22 protein-coding genes and 1 pseudogene are annotated in these 19,969 nt (G+C 71.4%); 11 read left to right on the forward strand and 12 right to left on the reverse strand.

Annotated features, from left to right (window positions below):
* Positions 1-107: 107 nt before the first annotated feature.
* The 4 genes from ACZ7P3_RS16090 to ACZ7P3_RS16105 all read left to right on the forward strand — a co-directional run bounded on the left by ACZ7P3_RS16090 (position 108) and on the right by ACZ7P3_RS16105 (position 4,368).
* Positions 108-863 (forward strand): (Fe-S)-binding protein, encoded by a 756-nt coding sequence (locus ACZ7P3_RS16090; RefSeq protein WP_472081918.1) that lies wholly within the window; start codon positions 108-110, stop codon positions 861-863.
* Complete coding sequence (locus ACZ7P3_RS16095; protein ID WP_472081919.1) at positions 860-2,362, forward strand: lactate utilization protein B; 1,503 nt, start codon at positions 860-862, stop codon at positions 2,360-2,362. Before ACZ7P3_RS16090 ends, ACZ7P3_RS16095 begins: the two co-directional genes overlap by 4 nt.
* Positions 2,359-3,000 (forward strand): LutC/YkgG family protein, encoded by a 642-nt coding sequence (locus tag ACZ7P3_RS16100; protein ID WP_472081921.1) that lies wholly within the window; start codon positions 2,359-2,361, stop codon positions 2,998-3,000. Before ACZ7P3_RS16095 ends, ACZ7P3_RS16100 begins: the two co-directional genes overlap by 4 nt.
* Positions 3,001-3,213: 213 nt before the next feature.
* Positions 3,214-4,368 carry an ABC transporter ATP-binding protein gene (locus ACZ7P3_RS16105; RefSeq protein WP_472081923.1) on the forward strand — a complete coding sequence of 385 codons (1,155 nt, stop codon included), beginning with the start codon at positions 3,214-3,216 and terminating at the stop codon, positions 4,366-4,368.
* A gap of 274 nt (positions 4,369-4,642) precedes the next feature.
* On the opposite strand, the gene ACZ7P3_RS16110 is transcribed toward ACZ7P3_RS16105, so the two are convergent.
* The 7 genes from ACZ7P3_RS16110 to ACZ7P3_RS16140 form a co-directional block, all read right to left on the reverse strand.
* Positions 4,643-5,584: an ABC transporter substrate-binding protein gene (locus ACZ7P3_RS16110; protein ID WP_472081925.1), complete on the reverse strand. Its 942-nt coding sequence runs from the start codon at positions 5,582-5,584 to the stop codon at positions 4,643-4,645.
* Positions 5,581-6,252 (reverse strand): ABC transporter permease, encoded by a 672-nt coding sequence (locus ACZ7P3_RS16115; RefSeq protein WP_472081926.1) that lies wholly within the window; start codon positions 6,250-6,252, stop codon positions 5,581-5,583. The genes ACZ7P3_RS16110 and ACZ7P3_RS16115 overlap by 4 nt, the downstream gene beginning before the upstream one ends.
* Complete coding sequence (locus ACZ7P3_RS16120; RefSeq protein WP_472081928.1) at positions 6,249-6,929, reverse strand: ABC transporter permease; 681 nt, start codon at positions 6,927-6,929, stop codon at positions 6,249-6,251. Before ACZ7P3_RS16120 ends, ACZ7P3_RS16115 begins: the two co-directional genes overlap by 4 nt.
* Positions 6,930-6,993: 64 nt before the next feature.
* The gene (locus ACZ7P3_RS16125; RefSeq protein WP_472081930.1) at positions 6,994-7,149 is read right to left on the reverse strand and encodes a hypothetical protein; all 156 of its coding nucleotides are present in this window, start codon (positions 7,147-7,149) and stop codon (positions 6,994-6,996) included.
* A 37-nt stretch (positions 7,150-7,186) separates the two neighbouring features.
* The gene (locus ACZ7P3_RS16130) at positions 7,187-7,480 is read right to left on the reverse strand and encodes a DUF1330 domain-containing protein (protein WP_179788775.1); all 294 of its coding nucleotides are present in this window, start codon (positions 7,478-7,480) and stop codon (positions 7,187-7,189) included.
* A 33-nt stretch (positions 7,481-7,513) separates the two neighbouring features.
* On the reverse strand, positions 7,514-8,947 hold the full coding sequence (locus ACZ7P3_RS16135) for an MFS transporter (RefSeq protein ID WP_283469238.1): 1,434 nt from the start codon (positions 8,945-8,947) through the stop codon (positions 7,514-7,516).
* Positions 8,944-9,306 carry a MarR family winged helix-turn-helix transcriptional regulator gene (locus ACZ7P3_RS16140; RefSeq protein WP_472082003.1) on the reverse strand — a complete coding sequence of 121 codons (363 nt, stop codon included), beginning with the start codon at positions 9,304-9,306 and terminating at the stop codon, positions 8,944-8,946. Before ACZ7P3_RS16140 ends, ACZ7P3_RS16135 begins: the two co-directional genes overlap by 4 nt.
* Positions 9,307-9,441: 135 nt before the next feature.
* On the opposite strand from ACZ7P3_RS16140, the gene ACZ7P3_RS16145 reads away from it, so the two are divergent.
* Positions 9,442-9,699 (forward strand): transposase, encoded by a 258-nt coding sequence (locus tag ACZ7P3_RS16145; RefSeq protein ID WP_472081933.1) that lies wholly within the window; start codon positions 9,442-9,444, stop codon positions 9,697-9,699.
* A 155-nt stretch (positions 9,700-9,854) separates the two neighbouring features.
* Here the strand turns inward: ACZ7P3_RS16145 and ACZ7P3_RS16150 are convergent, their stop codons facing one another.
* The gene (locus ACZ7P3_RS16150; protein WP_472081935.1) at positions 9,855-10,427 is read right to left on the reverse strand and encodes a TetR/AcrR family transcriptional regulator; all 573 of its coding nucleotides are present in this window, start codon (positions 10,425-10,427) and stop codon (positions 9,855-9,857) included.
* Between the two features lie 152 nt (positions 10,428-10,579).
* On the opposite strand from ACZ7P3_RS16150, the gene ACZ7P3_RS16155 reads away from it, so the two are divergent.
* The 3 genes from ACZ7P3_RS16155 to ACZ7P3_RS16165 all read left to right on the forward strand — a co-directional run bounded on the left by ACZ7P3_RS16155 (position 10,580) and on the right by ACZ7P3_RS16165 (position 14,214).
* Positions 10,580-11,437: an AAA family ATPase gene (locus ACZ7P3_RS16155; RefSeq protein ID WP_472082005.1), complete on the forward strand. Its 858-nt coding sequence runs from the start codon at positions 10,580-10,582 to the stop codon at positions 11,435-11,437.
* Entirely contained in the window at positions 11,434-12,783 is a 1,350-nt protein-coding gene (locus tag ACZ7P3_RS16160; protein ID WP_472081937.1) for a vWA domain-containing protein, read from the forward strand. The genes ACZ7P3_RS16155 and ACZ7P3_RS16160 overlap by 4 nt, the downstream gene beginning before the upstream one ends.
* Before the next feature lie 447 nt (positions 12,784-13,230).
* Positions 13,231-14,214 (forward strand): pyridoxal-phosphate dependent enzyme, encoded by a 984-nt coding sequence (locus tag ACZ7P3_RS16165; RefSeq protein ID WP_472081939.1) that lies wholly within the window; start codon positions 13,231-13,233, stop codon positions 14,212-14,214.
* Between the two features lie 49 nt (positions 14,215-14,263).
* On the opposite strand, the gene ACZ7P3_RS16170 is transcribed toward ACZ7P3_RS16165, so the two are convergent.
* The 3 genes from ACZ7P3_RS16170 to ACZ7P3_RS16180 all read right to left on the reverse strand — a co-directional run bounded on the left by ACZ7P3_RS16170 (position 14,264) and on the right by ACZ7P3_RS16180 (position 16,649).
* Entirely contained in the window at positions 14,264-15,025 is a 762-nt protein-coding gene (locus ACZ7P3_RS16170; RefSeq protein ID WP_472081941.1) for a metallophosphoesterase family protein, read from the reverse strand.
* A gap of 70 nt (positions 15,026-15,095) precedes the next feature.
* Positions 15,096-15,509, reverse strand: coding sequence for a hypothetical protein (locus ACZ7P3_RS16175; protein ID WP_472081943.1), 414 nt, complete (start codon positions 15,507-15,509; stop codon positions 15,096-15,098).
* 711 nt (positions 15,510-16,220) lie between these two features.
* Positions 16,221-16,649, reverse strand: coding sequence for a hypothetical protein (locus ACZ7P3_RS16180; protein WP_472081945.1), 429 nt, complete (start codon positions 16,647-16,649; stop codon positions 16,221-16,223).
* Between the two features lie 271 nt (positions 16,650-16,920).
* Between ACZ7P3_RS16180 and ACZ7P3_RS16185 the strand changes: the two genes are divergently transcribed.
* Both ACZ7P3_RS16185 and ACZ7P3_RS16190 read left to right on the forward strand, forming a co-directional pair.
* Positions 16,921-17,613 carry a hypothetical protein gene (locus ACZ7P3_RS16185; RefSeq protein WP_472081947.1) on the forward strand — a complete coding sequence of 231 codons (693 nt, stop codon included), beginning with the start codon at positions 16,921-16,923 and terminating at the stop codon, positions 17,611-17,613.
* 350 nt (positions 17,614-17,963) lie between these two features.
* Positions 17,964-18,203, forward strand: coding sequence for a DUF6262 family protein (locus tag ACZ7P3_RS16190; protein ID WP_472081949.1), 240 nt, complete (start codon positions 17,964-17,966; stop codon positions 18,201-18,203).
* A 245-nt stretch (positions 18,204-18,448) separates the two neighbouring features.
* On the opposite strand, the gene ACZ7P3_RS16195 is transcribed toward ACZ7P3_RS16190, so the two are convergent.
* The gene (locus ACZ7P3_RS16195) at positions 18,449-19,531 is read right to left on the reverse strand and encodes a protein kinase family protein (RefSeq protein ID WP_472082007.1); all 1,083 of its coding nucleotides are present in this window, start codon (positions 19,529-19,531) and stop codon (positions 18,449-18,451) included.
* 228 nt (positions 19,532-19,759) lie between these two features.
* On the opposite strand from ACZ7P3_RS16195, the pseudogene ACZ7P3_RS16200 reads away from it, so the two are divergent.
* A pseudogene (locus ACZ7P3_RS16200) lies at positions 19,760-19,876 on the forward strand (Tn3 family transposase); the annotation flags it as partial.
* Positions 19,877-19,969 lie beyond the last annotated feature (93 nt).

Genomic DNA, 19,969 nt, shown 5'->3' on the forward strand with positions numbered 1-19,969 from the left:
GGCGGGAGGCGGCCGCACGGCTCGCCATGCGGTGAGTCGCCCTCTCCCTTCGGCGGTGTCCGCCCATTACCCTGCACTCGTCCGATGACCGACCGCGAGGAGCCGCGATGCGTGTCGCCCTGTTCCTGACCTGTGTCAACGACACGCTCTATCCGGACACGGGCCGGGCGGTGGTGAAACTGCTGACCAGGCTGGGTGTCGAGGTCGACTTCCCGATGGCCCAGACATGCTGCGGGCAGGCGCACTACAACACCGGCTATCGACATGAGGCGGAGCCGCTCGCCCGGCATTTCTCCGATGTCTTCGGGGAGTACGAGGCGATCGTGACCCCGTCCGGGTCCTGCGGGGCGATGGTGCGGGAGCTGTATCCGCGGATGGGCGAGCGGGCCCGGGCCGAGGGCCGTGGGGACACCCTCGCCCGGACGCTGGCGCCGGTGGTCCCGAAGACCTATGAACTGACGGAGTTCCTGGTCGACGTGCTGGGCGTGACGGACGTGGGTGCCTGCTACCCGCACACGGTCACCTACCACCCGACCTGCCACGGCCTGCGCGCCCTCGGCCTCGGCGACCGGCCGCGGCGGCTGCTGCAGGCGGTGAAGGGGCTGGAGCTGGTGGAGTTGCCGGGGGCCGAGGAGTGTTGCGGGTTCGGCGGCACCTTCGCGCTGAAGAACCCCGACGTGTCGGCAGCGATGGGCGCGGACAAGGTGCGTAACGCCGAGTCGACCGGGGCAGAGGTGCTGTGCGCTGCCGACAACTCCTGCCTGATGCACATCGGCGGGACCATGACCCGGCTCGCGGTGGACATGCGGCCGGTGCACCTCGCGGAGATCCTGGCGAGCACCGAGGAGGAGACGCCTGTATGAGCGGCACGTTCGTGGGGATGCCCGGCTTTCCCCCGCCCGTCCATCCCGCCTTCCCCGAGGCGGCGCGCGAACCCGTCCACAACCCGACCCTGCGCGGCAATCTGCGGCACGCCACGCACACGATCCGCGCCAAGCGGGCAAGGGCGGTCGCCGAGTTGCCGGACTGGGACCGGCTGCGGGAGGCGGGCCGGCTGATCAAGGACCACACGCTGCGCCATCTGGAGCGCCATCTGGTGCGGTTGGAGGAGTCGGTCACCGCGGCGGGCGGCACGGTCCACTGGGCGGCGGACGCCGAGGAGGCCAACCGGATCGTCACCGACCTGGTCAAGGCCACCGGCGAGTCGGAGGTCGTCAAGGTCAAGTCGATGGCCACCCAGGAGATCGGGCTCAACGAGGCCCTGGAGGCGGAGGGCATCAGAGCGTACGAGACCGATCTCGCCGAGCTGATCGTCCAGCTGGGCCGGGACCGGCCCTCGCACATCCTCGTCCCCGCCATCCACCGCAACCGTGGCGAGATCCGTGACATCTTCCGCGAGGAGATGGGCGCCTGGGGGCGGCCGGCTCCCGAGGGCCTGACCGACACCCCCGCCGAACTGGCCGAGGCCGCCCGCCTCCACCTGCGGGAGAAGTTCCTGCGCGCCAAGGTCGGCATCTCCGGCGCCAACTTCATGGTCGCCGAGACCGGCACCCTCGTCGTCGTCGAGTCCGAGGGCAACGGCCGGATGTGCCTCACCCTGCCCGAGACCCTCATCTCCGTCGTCGGCATCGAGAAGACCGTGCCCACCTGGCAGGACCTGGAGGTCTTCCTCCAGACGCTCCCCCGCTCCTCCACGGCCGAGCGCATGAACCCGTACACGAGCATGTGGACCGGCACCACGGACGAGGACGGTCCCACGGCCTTCCACCTGGTCCTGCTGGACAACGGCCGCACCGACACCCTCGCCGACCGGGTCGGCCGCCAGGCCCTGCGCTGCATCCGCTGCTCGGCCTGTCTGAACGTCTGCCCCGTCTACGAGCGGGCGGGCGGGCATGCGTACGGCTCGGTGTACCCCGGCCCGATCGGCGCCATCCTCAGCCCCCAGCTGCGGGGCACCGCGAGCGAGATCGACGCCTCGCTCCCCTATGCCTCGTCGCTGTGCGGCGCCTGCTACGAGGTCTGCCCGGTCGCCATCGACATTCCCGAGGTGCTGGTGCATCTGCGCGAACGGGTCGTGCAGGGCGGGCCCGCGGTCCGGCAGGGCAACAAGGTGGTGCTGAAGCCGGCCAAGGGACATGCGGCCGAGCGGGCCGCCATGCGGGCGGCGCGCTGGGCGTTCTCCCGTCCGGGCGCCCTGTGCACCGGCCAGCGGCTCGCCTCGCGCACCCGTCGGCTGCACCCGCGTACCCTGCCCGGTCCCGGCAGGGCCTGGAGCGGGACCCGGGATCTGCCGGTCCTGCCGCCGGAGCCGTTCCGGGACTGGTGGCAGCGGACCCACGGCGGAAAGGACGGCGCCAAGTGAGCAGCAGGGAACGGATCCTGGGCAGGGTACGGCGCGCGCTCGCCGACGTACCGGCGGACGACACGCCCTACGAACAGGCCGTCCGGCGGGACTACCTGAGGGAGCACGGTGAGCGTACCGTCGAGCAGACGGTGGACCTGCTCGCCGAGAACCTCGCCGACTACCGGGCCGTCGTCCACCGCTGCACCGAGGCCGAACTCCCCTCCGTGGTGGCCCGGTTGCTCGCGGTCCGCAAGGCCGGCACGGTGCTGGTGCCGCCGGGGCTGGAGGCGGGCTGGCTGGCGCAGGCGGAGGTCACGCGGGTCGCCGACCGGGCCGAGAGCACTCCGCAGGAACTGGACCGGGTCGACAGCGTGGTCACGGCCTGCGCGGTGGCCATCGCAGAGACCGGCACGATCGTGCTGGACGGCGGGCCCGACCAGGGCCGGCGCCGGATCAGCCTCGTGCCCGACCACCACATCTGTGTGGTGCGGGTGCCCGAACAGGTGGTCTCCTCGGTTCCGCAGGCCCTCGGACGCCTGACCGCCAGCCGGCCGCTGACCTGGATCTCCGGGCCCTCGGCGACCAGTGACATCGAACTGGACCGGGTGGAGGGCGTGCACGGACCGCGGACGCTGGAGGTCCTGCTGGTGGGCTGAGAGCACCCCGCACTCCGGCCCCGGTCACCGTAGGCCGGTGACCGAACTCCGCGCCGGGGCGGGCCCCTGCCGCCCCACCGTAGGCCGGTGACCGAACTCCGCGCCGGGGCGGGCCCCTGCCGCCCGGGGCCCGGCGGAGCAGCCGGTCACGCCGTCATCCCTTCGGCCGTTGGGAGCCGCGCGGGCCGTAGCGGGCGCGGATAGCGTGAGGGCATGATCCGGTTCGAGCAGGTCACCAAGCGGTATCCGGACGGTACGACGGCTGTGGACGGTCTCTCCTTCGAGGTGTCCGAGGGTGAGCTCGTGACGCTCGTGGGCCCCTCGGGCTGCGGCAAGACGACGACCATGATGATGGTGAACCGGCTCATCGAGCCGACCTCCGGCCGGATCTTCGTGAACGACGAGGACATCGCCCGGGTCGACCCGGTGCGGCTGCGCCGCCGGATCGGCTACGTCATCCAGCAGGTGGGGCTCTTCCCGCACCGCACCGTCCTGGACAACACGGCGACCGTGCCTGCGCTGCTCGGCTGGAAGCGGGCGAAGGCGCGGGCCCGGGCCGCCGAACTGCTCGACCTGGTGGGCCTCGATCCCACGACGTACGGGCCGCGCTATCCGGAGCAGCTCTCGGGCGGGCAGCGGCAGCGGGTGGGCGTGGCACGGGCGCTGGCGGCCGATCCGCCGGTGCTGCTGATGGACGAGCCGTTCGGCGCGGTCGACCCGGTGGTGCGCGAGCAGTTGCAGGACGAGTTCCTGCGGATGCAGGCCGCGGTCCGCAAGACGGTCCTGCTGGTCACGCACGACATCGAGGAGGCGGTGCGGCTCGGCGACCGGATCGCGGTGTACGGGCAGGGCCGGATCGAGCAGTTCGACACGCCGGGGACGGTGCTGGGCGCGCCCGCCACGCCGTACGTCGCCGGGTTCGTGGGTGCCGACCGCGGGCTGAAGCGGCTGTCGGTGACCGAGATCGAGCCGGACGACCTCGAACAGCCGCCGGTGGCCCGCCTGGACGAGCCCGCCGAGCGCGCCGAGCAGCGGTTGCGGGCCGAGGGTGCCCGGTGGGCGGCCGTCCTGGACACGGAGGGTGATCTGCACGGCTGGGTCGGCCTCCACGAGCTGGCCGCGGGCGGCACGGTCGGGGATCTCGCGCACCGGATGACCGCCTGGGTGCCGGTGGGCGCTCCGCTGAAGCAGGCCTTCGGGGTCATGCTCCAGTACGACGCCGGGTGGGTGGCGGTGCTGGACGGCGCGCGCTTCCTGGGCGTGCTGACCCCGGCGAAGCTGCACGAGGCGCTGCGCCGCTCGGTGGACGCGGACGCGCGGGGTGTCCCGCGGGGCGAGGTGCCGTTCGACTCGGTGTCGGACGCCTGAGGGCGCGGGCCGACGGCCGTGCCGTGGACCGGCCGACCGCAGGGCGATGGGGTGTCCACCGGCGGGCCGCAGGGCGATGGGGCGCCGACAGATCGGCCGCAGGGCCCGCGGGCCGTCGCATCGGCCGCACGGCCAGGAACCGGTGCCCGGTGCTTCGGCCGCACGACCACGGACCGGTACATCGACCGCACGGCCACGGACCGGCGCATCGACCGCACGGCCACGGACCGGCGCATCAACCGCACGACCACGGACCGGTGCTTCGGCAGGTCCGTCACTTCAACAGGCCCTTGTCCTTCAGGTACGTCCGGGCGACGTCGGCGGGCAGCCGGCGCCAGCTGTCGACCTGCCGGTTCATGTCGGCGAGGTCCGCGGTGGTCAGGACGTCGTTGAGCTTGCCGAGCACCTTCGCCACGCCCGCGCTGCCCGCGCGGGAGCGGTTGACGACCGGGACGACATAGTCGGCGTTCTGCAGGTGCTTGTCGTCATCGAGCAGAACCAGGCCGAACTGGTCGAGCGTGGCGTCCGTGCTGGTGGTCAGCACCATCTGGTCCCGGCCTTCCTGCACGGCCCGCTTGGCCTGCGTGGTACCGACGCCCTTCGGGTCGACCCCGGTGATGTCGATGCCGTACACCTTCTTCAAACCGGGTTCGCAGTACGGGCGTTGCACGCACTCGTCGCCGGCGGCGAGGCGTACCTTCAGCTTCGAGGCACCGAGGTCGCTGAGGGTCTTCAGATGGTGCTGCCGGGCATAGGCGGCGGTCACCGCGAAGGCGTTCTGGTCCACCGCGCGGCCGGGCGGCAGGACGCTGAGTCCGCGGGGCGCGGCCAGTCCCCTCAGGGCCTTCATCGTGGCGTCGAGGTCGGGTGAGCCGACCGGTTCCGCATCCGCGCCACGGGTCTTGGCGTTCAGCCAGTCGGCGAAGGTGGCCGCATACTCGGGCACGATGTCGATCTGTCCGGACTCCAGGGCCGGTTCGTACAGCTCCCGGTTGGCGACCGTGATCAGGGACGTCTTGTAGCCGGCCTGGTTCAGCAGCTGTGCGTACATCTGGGCGAGCAGGTCGCTCTCGGTGAAGCCGGCCGAGCCGATGGTCAGATGGTGGCTGTCGCCCGGCGGTGCGGTGACTTCCCCGCGGTTCTCCAGGGAGGGGCCGGTGGTGCAGGCGGCCAGGGTGCAGAGCGCGGCCAGCGTCACCGCGGTACGGCCCCTCACCGGCCGCCCCTGGCCCACGCCGGTGCCAGACGCTCGGCGATCTCGAAGACACCCTCGACGATCAGTGCGAACACGGCGACGAGGACGGCACCGGCGACCACCTGGGGTGTGCTGGCCAGGTTGAAGCCCGCCGTGATGATCCGGCCGAGGCCGCCGCCGCCCGCGAGCGCCGCGATGGTGGCGGTGGCGACGAGCTGGACCGCGGCGATCCGCACCCCGTTGAGCACCATCGGGAGCGAAAGGGGCAGTTCCACGTGAAACAGCATCTGCCGCCCGGTCATGCCCATGCCTCGCGCCGCCTGTACGACGCTGCGGTCGACCTCGCGCATGCCGACGTAGGCGTTGGTGAGCAGCGGGGGCACGGCGAACAGCACCAGGGCGACCACCGTCGGGCCTTCGCCCCACTTCCCGACCGGGGTGAGGAGCAGCAGGACCAGGACGGCGAAGGTGGGGACGGCCCGGCCGGCGTTGGAGATGTTGACGGCGAGCGCGCCGCCCTTTCCCAGATGGCCGAGGACCAGCGCGACCGGCAGCGCGATCAGACAGCTGATGAGCAGACAGACGACGGTGAGGACCAGGTGCTGGAGCAGCCGGTGCCGGACGCCGTCGTCGCCCGACCAGTGCGCGGGGTCGGTGAGCCAGTCCCAGGCGGCACCGAGCGTGTTCATGCGCGGACCGCCCTCAGCCAGGGGGTGATCAGCCACTGCACACCCAGCAGGAGCAGGTCCGCGGCCACGGCGATCAGCACGCAGAGCACGGACGCGGTGAGCACCTGCGCCTTGAAGTAGGTGTTCATGCCGGCGTAGATGAGGTTCCCGAGGCCGCCGAATCCCACGATGGCGCCGACCGTGACCAGGGAGACCGCCGAGACCGTCGCGATGCGCAGCCCGGCCATGGCGGCGGGCAGGGCGAGGGGCAGTTCGACGGTGAGCAGCAGCCGGATCGGGCCGTACCCGAGGCCGCGCGCGGCCTGCCGGGTCTCCAGCGGGACCGCCCGCAGGCCGGCGAGGAGGTTCCGGACGAGCACGGTGAGCGAGTACAGCACCAGGCCCGCGACGACCAGGGTGGCCGAGAGCCCGTAGAGGGGCAGGAGCAGGGAGAACATCGCCAGGGAAGGGATGGTGTAGAGGATCGTCGTGACGGCGAGGACCGGGCCGGACGCCAGGGCCCAGCGGCGGGCCAGCACCGCGAGCGGCAGGGCGATCACCAGGCCGATGACGACCGACAGCGCCGTCAGCTGGAGGTGCTGGACGACCGCGTCGAGCAGGACCTCGCGACGGGTCCTCAGATAGGCGCCGCAGATCCACTCGTTGCGCGCGAGGCAGTCGTCCGGGGGCGCGGTCACGAGTCCATTGCACCGGGCGGCCGAGGCGCTCGGCGCGTTGTGGTGGACCGTCCGGGGGTGCGCGTCACGAGGCACCGGGGGGCGGGGCCTCCAGACGCGTCCGGGTGCGGCCCACCTGGCGAGTGAGGGCGGCGGCCATCAGGTGCATGGCGGTGCGCGCCGTCAGGTGCATGGCGGTGCGCGCCGTCAGCTGCACGGCAGAGCGCGCCGGTAGGCGCATGGCAGTGAGCTTCAGTGAAGATCCGACTGGACCTCGGTCAGTCGATGCCTTCGACGATGCGGAAGTCGCGCTCGACGCCGTCGGAGAGGGCGACCAGCGCCTCCTGGTAGGCCGCACTCTCGTGTGCCGCGACGGCCTGCTCGAAGCTGTCGAACTCGATCAGGACGGTGCGCTCGGCGATTCCGGCGTCATGCGCCACGACCCGACCGCCACGGACGAAGGTCCGACCGCCCCCGGCCTTGACGGCCGGACCGGCCAGCTTGTTGTAAGCAGCCAGCTTCTCAGGGTCCGAAATGGTGCGGTAGACGCTGACCCAGTAGCCCTTGGGCATGGAACCTCCAGTGTTGGGATGAGTGCATCTGACTTACGGGTTGGTCTCGGACGAGCGTCGGCGGGCGAGAGCGAGGCTTGTCAGCGTCGTGATCGCCATGGCGCCGATGCCGACCAGCGCCGCGGTGGTGTAGGCGCTGTCGTCGGGGAAGAGGTGGCCGGGGCCGGTGCCCGCGGCGAGGATCAGCCCGCCGATGGCGCTGCCCAGGGAGTACCCGACGCTGCGGACGACGTAGTTGAAGCTCATGGCGCTCGACGTCTCACTCTTAGGGGTGACGGCCAGGATGACGCCGGGCATCGCGGCCGAGAAGCCGCCGACGCCGAAGCCGAGCACGCCCATCGCCGCGAACAGTTCGGCCAGGTCCGACCGGGCCGCCGCGAACAGGGCGAACCCGCCGCCGACCACGACGGCGCTGCCGGCCAGGAGCAGGGGGTCGGCGATCCGCGTCCGGACCCGCGGCGTGAGCTTGCCGGCGACGAACCCCAGCACCGAGAACGGGATGAGGACCAGCCCGGCGACGAAGGTCGTCAGCCCGAAGCCGTAGCCGGCGCCGTGCGGCGTCTGCGCGTACCGGGTGATGAGCGTGAGCAGGAGGTACATGCCGATCCCGCCGACGAACATGGCGAGGTTCGCCCCGGCGACCGCCGGGTGCCGCACCGCCCGCACATCGACCAGGGGCGTCGTGCTGCGCAGTTCGATGACGGCCCAGACGCAGAGCAGCACCACCGCGACGACGGCGAGGCCCGCCGCCACGGCGAGGTGCCGGCTCCACAGATTCCGTTCGCCGGCGAGGAACAGCACCAGGAGCAGCGCAGCGGCCAGGACGACCGCGCCTGCCACGTCCACGTGGGCGGAGCGGCCTTCGGGGGCTTCGGGCATGGAGCGCCACGCGGTCAGGAGGGCGGCGGCCGTGACGACCAGGCCGAGGCCGTAGGCGGCCCGTACCCCGCCGAGCTCGGCGAGCAGTGCGGCCAGCGGGTAGCCGACGCCGGCCCCGATGATCGAGACCACCGAGATCAGGGCGATCACGGCCGCGCTGCGCTCCTCGGGGAGGTGGTCCCGGGCCACGCCCATCATCAGCGCCGTCAGCCCGAGCCCGACGCCCTGGGCCGCCCTGCCGGCCAGCAGCCACGCGAACGGCAGCGGCAGCACGGTGAGCGCGCTGCCGGCGACGACGACCGCCAGCGTGGCGAGGATCGTGGCCCGCCGGTGCGGGCCGGCTCCGAGCCGGCCCAGGACCGGCGTGGCGACGGCGCCGCTGAGCAGCGCGACGGTCAGCGTCCACTGCGCGCTGCCGAGCGAGACGTGGAAGGAGGTCGCCACGCTGGTGATGAGCGGCGTCCCGAGGCTGGCGACCGCCGCCACGACCAGAGCGATGAACATCAGGGCGGGGACCAGCAGCCGCGCCTCGGAACGCGCCACCGGGAACGCCTTCACCGCGACCCCGCCGACCGGCTGCCCGGTCACCGCTTCGGCCCTTCGCGGTCCTGGCTTTCGAGCTCTGCCAGATGCTTCAGCGCCGGAAGGGCCGCCACCAGCGCCTCGACCTCGTCGCCGGCGAGCTCGCCGATCAACCGCTCGAACGCGTGGACGCCCGCCTGGCGCCGCGTCCGGACATAGGAGGCGCCGGCCTCGGTCAGGCACACCAGCGTGACCCGCTTGTCGGACGCGTCGCCCCGCCGCTCGACCAGGCCGGACTCCTCCATCACCCGGACCAGGGCGGTCATCGCGGGCTGGGTGACACCCTCGACCGCGGCCAGATCGGTGATGCGCCGCGGGCCGGTCCGGTCCAGGGTGGCCAGGGTGGCGGCGGACGTCAGGCTCATGTCCCGGGGCAGGCGTCTCGCGGCCCTGGTGGCCAGGCCGTAGAGGGCTGCCCCGATGGCGGCGGACGCGCCAGGAGCGGTGTCTGGACGACTCATGCTCGAAGCATAGCATTTTTATATTCATAGTTTATGGAAATGGTCGACTGTCGCCGGCTCTACGGGCTGCGCTCGGGGGCCGAGGGCGGCATCGAGGAGTTCATGGACGGCCACCGCGGACGCCGGTGCCGCTACCGCGGCCTAGCGAAGACGCACGTCCAGCACGTCCTGACCGCACTCGCGATCAACGTCGAGCGGCTGAGTCTTCAAGAACCCGCCGACGGCCCCTACCGGCCGCGCCCGCCCACGGCGTTCCAGCAGTACCTCGACAAACGAGGACTGCCCCGGCCCCTGTGATGGAGGCAGGGCAAATGACCCCGAACCTCAAGATTCCCGACGGAGTCGCTCAGTGTGCGCCAACCGATCCACGGCGGTACGCGCCGGCACATGCACGGCTGTGCGCGTCGGCAGATGCACCGCGGTGCGCGCCGGCAGGTGCGTGCGGTTGCGGGCTACCCCACTCCGGCCGCGTCCAGCAGCGCGGTCACCGTCGTCGTGGCGAGTCCGTCGTCCAGGCGTTCCACGCGGGCGCCGGCGCGAGCGGCGGCGCCGTCGAAGATCAGCATGAGCTGCCGGGCGAGCAGCTCGGGGTCACGGGCGCCGCCCCGTTCCGCCTGCGTTCGGAACAGCTCCTTCATGCCCTCCTTCACCGCGTGGGCGACCCGGCTCGCCGGGTGCTCGGGGTCCTTCAGCTCGACCAGCACGGCGAGGTAGGGGCAGCCGAAGTAGCCGGGCTCGGCGGATGCCTTCTCCGCCTGCTCGAAGACGTACAGGATCCGCTCGCGGGGTGTCACGGAATCCGGGACGGCGGGCGCCGGCAGAGCCTCGTACCGCGGGTTGCGCCGGGCCAGGCTCGCCGCCAGCAGTTCGTCCTTGCTGGCGAAGAGCTGGTACATCGACCGCTTCGAGACACCCGCCGACCTGCACAGCGCCTCGACGCCGATGGAGACGCCGTCACGGTAGAAGAGCCGACCGGCCGCGTCGAGCAGCCGGTCCCGGGGTGACGCCTTGTCGGTGGTGGGCATACGACGAGGTTACCGCCGTCCGGGATGGAGGGAAACCGGTCGGTCTACCCCATCGGTCCTCCCCTCGGGGCACCACGGAAGCCGTGACAGAGTGGGTGAACAAGCGCTTAGATAGGTGCCGGCTGCCCATCCCCGAACCACCGGAGGCCCCGTTGTTCACATCCGTCGACGACGTCTCCGCCCGTCTCGCCGAGACCGGGTACCTCGCCTCGCCCGCCGTGGCCACGACCGTCTTCCTCGCCGCCCGGCTGGGCAAGCCGCTGCTGGTGGAGGGGCCCGCCGGGGTCGGCAAGACCGAGCTGGCCAAGGCCGTCGCGCAGGTCACGGACGCCCGGCTGGTGCGGCTGCAGTGCTACGAGGGCGTCGACGAGTCCCGGGCGCTGTACGAGTGGAACCACGCCAAGCAGCTGCTGCGCATCAGCGCGGGCCGCGACGAGAGCTGGGACGAGACCCGCACCGACATCTTCAGCGAGGAGTTCCTGCTCCCCCGCCCCCTGCTGACCGCGATCCGCGGCGACGAGCCGACCGTGCTGCTGATCGACGAGACCGACAAGGCCGATGTGGAGATGGAGGGGCTGCTGCTGGAAGTGCTCAGCGACTTCCAGGTCACGGTCCCCGAGCTGGGCACGATCACCGCGACCCGCCGCCCCTTCGTGGTCCTCACCTCCAACGCCGGCCGTGAGCTGTCCGAGGCGCTGCGCCGCCGCTGTCTGTTCCTGTACATCGGATTCCCCGAGGAGGAGCTGGAACGGCGGATCGTACGGCTGAAGGTGCCGGGCCTCGACGAGACGCTGGCCGAGTCGGTGGTGCGGGTCGTCGGGGCACTGCGCGCGATGGACCTGCGCAAGGTGCCGTCGGTCGCCGAGACCATCGACTGGGCGCGCACCCTGCTGGCCCTCGGCGCCGGCACGCTGGACGAGACCCTCGTGCGGGACACCCTGGGCGTGATCCTCAAGCACCAGGACGATGTGCAGAAGGCTGCCGCCAAACTCGACCTGGACGCCCTGTGAGCGGTGTCGACGGGCGGATCACCGGTCTGGTCGGCGCGCTGCGGGCGCACGGCGTGCGGATCGGCACCGGGGAGAGCGTCGACGCCGCCCTCGCGGTCGAGGCCCTGGGGCTCACCGACCGGCAGCTGCTGCGGGAGGGGCTCGCCGCGACCCTGCTGCACGGCCCCGCACAGCGACCGGTGTTCGACTCCGTCTTCGACCTGTACTTCCCGCGCGGAATCGGCGGTTCCGACGGCGGCCCCGCGGACCGCGAGGAGCTGCGCGACCGCCTCGCGGAAGCGCTGGCCGACGACGACCGGTCCCTGATGGCGCGATTGGCGGCCGAGGCCGTGGACGGCCTGGGCGGGTACGGGAGTTCACCGGGGGCGGACGGCTGGTCGGCGTACCAGACCCTCGACCGGCTCCGGCCGCAGACCCTGCTGGTCCGGGTGCGGGCCGACCTCGGCGGCCGGGACGCCGGCGCGGGGTTCGCCGACCGGCTGCTGGACGACGAGATCCGGCGCCGTATCGAGGCGTTCCGGCAGCTGGTCGCCGCGGAGGCGCGCCGCCGGGTGGCCGAGCGGCGCGGACGGGACGAGATCGCCCGGCGGGCCGTCGCCCCGACCGCCGACCGGGTGGACTTCCTGTACGCCGGCCGCGACCGGCTCGCCGAGCTGCGCAGGACCGTCCAGCCGCTCGCGCGCAAGCTGGCGACCCGGCTCGCCGCGCGCCGTCGCCGTGCCGCGCGCGGCACCATCGATCTGCGCCGGACCGTACGCTCCTCGCTGTCCACGGGCGGGGTGCCGATGCGGCCGGTGCTGCGCAGGCGCCGCCCCGCCCGGCCGGAACTGGTGCTGCTCTGCGATGTCTCGGGCTCGGTGTCCGGGTTCTCGGACTTCACGATGCTGCTGGTGCAGGCGCTGCACGACCAGTTCAGCAAGGTCCGCGTGTTCGCCTTCGTCAACCGTCTCGACGAGGTCACCGGCCTGCTCGGCCACGGCCAGGCCGATCCGGAGGGGCTCGGCGCCCGGATCCGCGCGGAGGCCACGCTCACCGGCTGGCACGGAGCCAGCGACTACGGCGTGGCCCTGGGCGAGTTCGCCGAGCGGTACGACGACGCGGTGGGACCGCGCACGACCGTGTTCGTGCTCGGCGACGCGCGCACCAACATGAGCGACCCGAACCTGCCCGCCGTCCGCGACATCGCCCGCCGTGCCCGCCGCGTCCACTGGCTGAACCCCGAGCCGCGTGCCCAGTGGGGCACCGGCGACTCTGCGGCCCCCGCCTACGCCGAGCTGATCGCGATGCACGAGTGCCGCAACGCCCGGCAGCTGGGCGCGCTGGTCGCACGGTTGCTGCCGGTGTGACACAAGGGGACGACGCGGAGACTGCCGACGCGCAACGGCCGCTGGCAGGGGTGCTGCCGCCGGCACGGGTACCGCCGGCGTGACACGCGGGGATCGCACAGAGGCTGCCGACGTGTATTGGCCGACGACACGGGTGCTGCAGGCGCGACCCGGCGCTACAGCCGTGGCCCGGCTACTGCCGGCGCGACCCGGGCGCTACGGGCGTAGCCCGGGTACTGGCGGTGTAGCCCGGGTACTGGCGGTGTGGCCCGGGTACTGGCGGTGTGACCTGAGGCGTCCCGGCATGATCGACTGGCACGGGGCGACGGTCCGGCGCCTGGCGTCCGCTCGCGTCCGGCCCGCCATCCATCCGCCGTCCACCTGCCATCAGCGACCACGACCCGCCAGCCACGACCTGCCACCCACGACCCGCGATCCGCGATCCGCCCGCAGACGAGGACGTACGACATGAGCCACCCGCCCGTACAGCTCGGCACCTTCCCCACTCCCGTGGAACCGGCGCCCCGGCTCGCCGCCGCGCTCGGGCTCGGCCCCGGGGACCTGTGGGTCAAGCGCGACGACCTCACCGGTCTGGGCGGCGGCGGGAACAAGATCCGCAAGCTGGAGTGGACCGTGGGTGCGGCACTCGCCGAGGGCGCGGACACCCTCGTCACCACGGGTGCCCCGCAGAGCAACCACGCCCGGCTGACGGCCGCCGCCGCAGCCCGGCTGGGCCTGGCCGCCGTCCTCGTGCTGCGCGGCTCACCGGGTGCATCGCGCTCCGGGAACCTCGCGCTGGACGGCCTGTTGGGAGCGCGGCTCGCCTGGGCGGGCGATGTGGACCAGGCCGGACTGGACGCCGCGGCGGCCGAGGTGTGCGCGCGGCTGCGGGAGAACGGCGCCCGCCCCGCCCTCATCCCCTTCGGCGGGTCCAGTGCGCTGGGCGCACGCGGCTACGTGCGGTGCGGCGAGGAACTGCGCGCGCAGGTGCCGGAGCTGCGGACGGCGGTCGTCGCGCTCGGCTCGGGCGGCACCATGGCGGGACTGGTCGCCGCCCTCGGTACGGAGTCGGTGCTCGGCGTGGACGTGGGCGCGCTGGCCGACCCGGGCGCAGCGGTGAGGGAGTTCGCCGGTCCGCTCACCACGGAGCGGATCACGGCGGACCGGCTGCGGGTGCGCCGGGACCAGGTGGGCAGCGGGTACGCCGCACTGACCGGCCCGGTGGCCGAGGCGCTCCGGCTCGCCGCCCGCACCGAGGGCATCGTCCTCGACCCCACGTACACCGGCCGGGCCCTGGCCGGACTGGCCGCCGCCGTCCGGGACGGCGACGTGCGACAGGGCGAGAAGACCGTGTTCGTGCACACCGGCGGACTGCCCGGCCTCTTCGGCCACGCGGAGGCCGTCGCACTGGCCGAGGAGGACGCAGTGGGCGAGATTGGTAGGCGTCGTTGATCGTGTAGTCGGTGTTCGGCTGCCCGCTGTCGTGGATGGGGAGCGAGTGTCACGGGCTGTGGTCGCGTCCGTCCCGTGGGGCGAAGGCGGCGAGGGCGTCGGCGTCGGTCGCGCGAGCGTGCAGGAAGTAGTCGGCCCATTCGGTGATGTCAGGGTAGGACGAGTCCTGGTTGAGCTGGTTGGCTGCGGCTTGGAGGTCGAAGTGCGTGGTGCGCAGTTCGACGCCCGGGCCCAGGAGGGCCCAGTGTGCTCCGGTTCGTCCGTAGGGCATGCCGATGCTGCCGGGGTTGATCACGAGTCGGCCGTGGGCGAGGCGGACGAACGGCATGTGGGTGTGGCCGCAGACCACGGTGCGGATGTCGGGATCGAGTCCGTCGAAGACTTCCTTCCAGCGGTCGAGTCGGGAGTCGACCAGGACGACCTCCTCGTCGTCGCGAGGGGTGGCATGGCAGAACAGCACCTTTCCCAGGCCATTCACGGACAGGGAGAGTGATCGTGGCAGCGAGCCGAGAAGGTCGAGATGGTCCTCGCGGAGCTGTTCGGCTGCCCAGGGGGCGATCGGGTCGGGGATCGTTTCGCGTTGCCCCCGGCGGTATTCGAGGAGTTCGCGGTCGGCGTTGCCGCTGATCCAGATGACGCGGTCGCCGAGGCTGGTCAGCAGGTCGAGAACCTGGGCCGGTTGCGGGCCGGCGGTGATGTCGCCGGTGAGCACGAGGTGATCGGCGGCGCTGACGTCTGGTTCGGCGAGTACTGCCTCCAGGGCCGGCAGGACTCCGTGAATGTCGGACAGGACGGCTACTCGGTTCAGCATGGTCACCACTGTGGCGTGAAGACAGCCGAGCGGTGTGATCTTTCGCCCGGCGCGTAGTTCAAGGGGCTGTTCAGCGTGTGTGGTCGCCGGGTGCGTAGTTCTTCCAGGGGACTCCGGCCTCGGAAGCGATGCGGGTGGTGCTCTTGTCGTGGTAGCCCAGTGCCTGGTCAGTGACGGGCGTTGGGGCCTGGAGGACGAGCTGGCGGATGGCGGAGGTGCGGCCCTTTTCGGCCGGGACGCCGAGTTTCCGCAGCGCGTCGCGCAGAGTGCCGGGGTTCATCGGCTGGCTCGGGCGGCGGCCGGGGAAGAGCCAGGGCGAGTCCTGGTTGATGGCAGGGGTGTTGGCGGGCAGGGCCTGGAGGTAGTCGAGCAGGAGGGCGGCCACCGGCTCGGGGACTGGGGTGGGCGGGTCGCCGAGCCGGAGTGCGACTTGCTGGCCGTCGTGGACAACGTCTTCGGTGACCATCCGGACGATCCGGCTCACGGGCTGGGCGAACAGCAGGACCAGACAGGCGGCGAGCCAGACACGCGGCGAGCCGGACTCTCGGCGAGGTGCTGTCGTCGGCGAGGACCCGTTGCAGGGCGGCGATGCGCTGGTGTTGGCCCATCGGGTGGGGGTTGGTGGTCGGGCGGTTCGGGATGGTCAGCCGCGGCATCCGGCGGGTCTCCATGCACCAGCGCAGGAATGCCTGTGCGGGGCGCTGGGTGGCGTACTTCTCCGCATGCCAGGCATCGAGATCGGTCTGGGTGCAGCCGTCCAGCGTGACGTGCCGGGCGGCGAGCCAGACCAGGAAGGCGCCGGCCTGGGTGATCTGCTGACGGGATTCCTGCGTCGTGCTGGTGCCCAGCGGGCTCTTTGCCGCCTTGGCGCGGAGCTTGCGGAGCTGGTGCCAGGTGGCGAAGTGCTGAAGCATGCGGGCGTGTTCGGTGTTCTCGGTGGTGGCGATCCGCTGGGCGAGCCACCGCTCGAACAGCAGGAGTCGGCGGTCGAGGTGCGGCAGGACACCGCTGTCCATGAGCAGGTCACGGAGGTAGGCGGCGGTCCGCCAGTTCGGCAGGGCCTGGATGGCGTCGTGTGTGAGCGGCACTGTTCCGGTGGCGAGGTCTCGCAGCAGGGCCGGGACTTGCGGGTTGCGGAGCCAGATCAGCCGGCTCTTCGGGCGGTTCAGTCTCACCAAGAGTTGGTGCAGCGGGATCAACTGCGGGTGGATGCGGCCGGTGCCGTCGTCCAGGAGGGTGGTGAGCTGGTCGGAGAGTGCGCAGCGTTCGCAGAGCCGTCCGCCCAGGAGCAGGCCCTCGAAGCCGCAGCGGTCGCAGAAGAAGTCGCGGCTGATGCCTGCGCAGTCCCGGCAGATCGCGGTTCCCGCTGTGTCCCGGCCGGGAAGCAGTCGCTCGGTCCCGCAGCTGGGGCAGCGGCCTCGGTCCCGTGTGGCCCGGTCGTAACAGGTGCGGCAGATAAGTCCGTCCGACCAGTTCGCCTCGCCGGCCGCAGGGCGGCCTGCATCGTCGCGTCCAACGCTCTGCGCAGGGTGCGGGTGCGGAAGTCGGAGGACACGCACGTGTAGATCGCGGTCGTGGATGCGTGTTCGTGTCCGACCTGTTCCTGGACGAACCGGGCGTCCATGCCCTTCTCGATCAGGTGGGTGACGTAGGACCTGCGGAAGGAAGTCGAGTCCGTCGTCCAGGCCGAGGGCGTCCCGGTAGGTGGTGAAGCGGGTGTTCATCTGGGAGAAGCCGACCCGGGCCGAACGCTCCGAGGGCCACAGAGCTCCGGAGCCAGCAGTGGGGAACAGCGGACGCACCTCCTCGTTCCACTGCTGGAGGATCTCCGCCGACCAGTCAAAGACGGTCAGCACGCTGCGGCGCTTGGGCGGCGAGCCCTTCTTCGCCTTGCCGTGGCGCACGTAGAGGACGCCGTACTCGCCGCACTCAGGACCTTCGGGGTTACGTCCGAAGTCGACCGCGTCCAGCATCCGCGTCTCGTTGCGGCGCAGGCCGAAGGCGTACGCGGTCTTGAACAGCATCGCGTCGCGGAATGCGGGCAGCCAGCCCTTGCGGCCCCGGCCGCGGACCCTGCCGACCTGGTCATCGGCGTGGTCGAAGAACGCCTGCAACTCCTGCCGGGTGAAGGCCCGTTTGCCGGGGTCTGCCTCGGCTTCCTCCACGTGCACCGCGGTGTTCCACTCGTGCACCACCTGAACCGGGTGGGCACCGAAACGCTCCTCGCAGGTCACCGCCCATCCGTAGGCGGGATCGGTGATGAAGGAGCAGAAGGACCGGACCGATCCCTGGTAGTTGCGGAGTGTGGAACGGCGCAGGTGCCGCACCGACCGCAGGTCACCCAGCCACTCGTCGACCATCTGCGGCGACCAGACCCAGGGGAACGAGTCCGCGTGCCGGGCGAAGGCGCGTACCACCTTCTCCCGGCCCTCGATCGTGGAGAACGCCAGGTTCCGCGCGAGCTGCTGGTTGCGCCAGCCGTCCAGCATCGCCGTGAACACCTGCTCGTCCGGCCGCAGCAGCGGCAGGTCACTGACCAGATGCAGCCCGACAGCCCCCGGCGCGAGCCTGTTCCCACCCACGAATGACTACCCTCCGCCACCTACATCAGACGAAGGAATCTTCATTAGATGTAATCGCTTGACAAGTGCCCAGCTCAGAAGGCGTGATGCCGTACACCCGACCCACTTCAAGTGGCTCGGCAAGTCCCCCTCGGCGGGCTCATGCAAGCCACTGACCAGCACAGAACAGCCAAGCTGCCGCAGGTGTGCGATCTAGCCGCAGTGTTGCATCCGATGAAATTGCGGCCACTTGAACAGCGGAACGAAAACCGGCGCTAAGCCCTTCGCGCGCCTGAGAGCGCATACCAAGGCCACCAGCCTCCTCAACGCCGGTGTCCCGATGCGATCACCCGCAGCCAGAACGGGAGCTGACCGGCATGCGTGGCAACCCCGACAACCTTCGCCAGGCCGCCGCCCGCAAGAGCGCCGCTGCCCAGGCCCGCGCCGAGCAGGGCCTGCGGGAGATGATCCGCCGCGGACAGTCCATCAGCTTCCGCGGCCTCGCCCAGACCGCCGACGTCTCGCTCGACTTCCTCTACCGCTGCACCGAACTCCGCCGACGCGTCGAACAGCTGAGGGCCAAGCAGCGAAGCCGCCCGCCACAGCCGGCCTCGTAGCCGCCGGGGCGGACCGCACCCATGCGCGGGCGCGGTCCGCCTGACGACTCTCCCAGCAGCGTCGTACGCACCCTCACCGCCCAGCTCGCCGAACTCAAGTGACGGCACCGCGACGAGGTCCAGGCCCTGCGGCAGGCCCTCGAAGCCGCCCAGAGCGACAACCTCGAACTGCGGCGTCGCCTCGGCCCCCGGCACACCACCCGTCCCGATATGTCCTGACCGCGATCTTCTGCGGAAATCTGGCCTCAGTGGGGCGCCGCGACCGCAGTGGTGCGCCAGGCCCGCTCGATCTCGTCGGTCGGAAATGGCGTCCGCTTGCTCTCGGTGAGCAGACGCCGGGCGAACTCGCCGAAGATCACGGCAGCTCGGGAATGCCGGTCGATGATCGCGGCGATCTCGCGTGGGACGCCATCGGGCCGGTGGCCTGCGTCCCACTCACGCAGGAACGCCTCGTGTTCCGTACTGCCGCGCAGATCATCGGGCAGGTGGTGGCGGAGCAGATGACTCGCGGTGTGGCAGCGGTCGTACGCGAGGTGGCCGGAGAGGAACTCCGCCTCGGTCACTGACAGTTCGAAGCCTGAGCTCAGGGCGAGTCCGAAGTCCGCGAAGCAGAGCAGCTGGCCGTCGGTCAGGACATTGGCGAAGTGGGCATCGAAGTGGACGAGTCCGTGCGAGCTCATGAAGGCGGTGCCGCGCGCCAGAGCTTGCTCCACCCACGGGTACGGCGAGCTCTCCCCGCCCTCCGGCGCTGCGGTCCGGTAGTCGTGCAGCCAGTCAGCGAGCGTCTGCGGGAAGTGTTCCAGGAAGAGAACCAGGCTGGACGAAGACCGGCCGACAGCCTCCAGCCGCTCACGCACGGCCGGTGATCCCTCCCAGTGCACGACCGCCCCGTCGATGCCCCCGAACTCGTCGGCGACCCCTTCGGGAGGGGAGTCGGGCAGGATGCGCCAGTGGTACATCAGCGGAAAGCCCTCGTACTCGTTCCCGAGGACCCAGTTGGTGGTCATGACGTGCACGGCCAGCTCTCGCCAGGCCCCGAACCCCGCTGAGCCCACCCCGTACTGGTAGAACATCGGCAGTCCGAAGAGGTTCGCCGTCGACCGCGCGTTCTCTGGCCGCAACTCGGTGTCCGTCAGGGGGACCCGCTTGATGAACACCCGCGTGCCGTCGATGTCCAGCTCCGCCGACCTGCCGCCGATGCCGGACCCGAGCGGGTCGGCGGCGGCCACGGCCTCGCCGAGCCGACGGTTGCTCAGCAGGGACAGGCGCGTGGCCACGGTCCCATAAGTGGCGAGCCGCGCGGCATACCGCAGGTCCAGGTGGTGCATGGACGACTGCTCAGTGCCCGGAACCAGGGCTTTGGTGATCTCGTGCACGTTGTCGAGCCTATCCGCCCTGCCTGCCGAAGGAGCAGGTACGCGAAGTCGCCCGGAACGCCGGCCCCCGGACGCCGCCTCAGACGCTGGCACGCCCTCCGGCACCGATCTCTCACGGACGCGACCGCAAGCGCTCTACCCGCACAAACGACACCCGTTCACCTGTTTGCCCCGGACACGCTGTGCAACACGCGGTACATGGACGCCGTGGTGAACCAACTGTGCGCGGACGGCTTCGACGTCCGCGACGAGGACGTGGCCCGCCTCGCCCCGTTCGTACGGCACCACGTCAACATTTATCTGGACGTTTTTTGGCATCTTGGATTGGTCAGCAGTGATCGTCAGGGGCGGGTTCGGTGCTCTCTCCGAGGTCTGTGAGGAGGCCGCGGA

It is taken from the genome of Streptomyces sp. NPDC107581 (assembly GCF_055657175.1).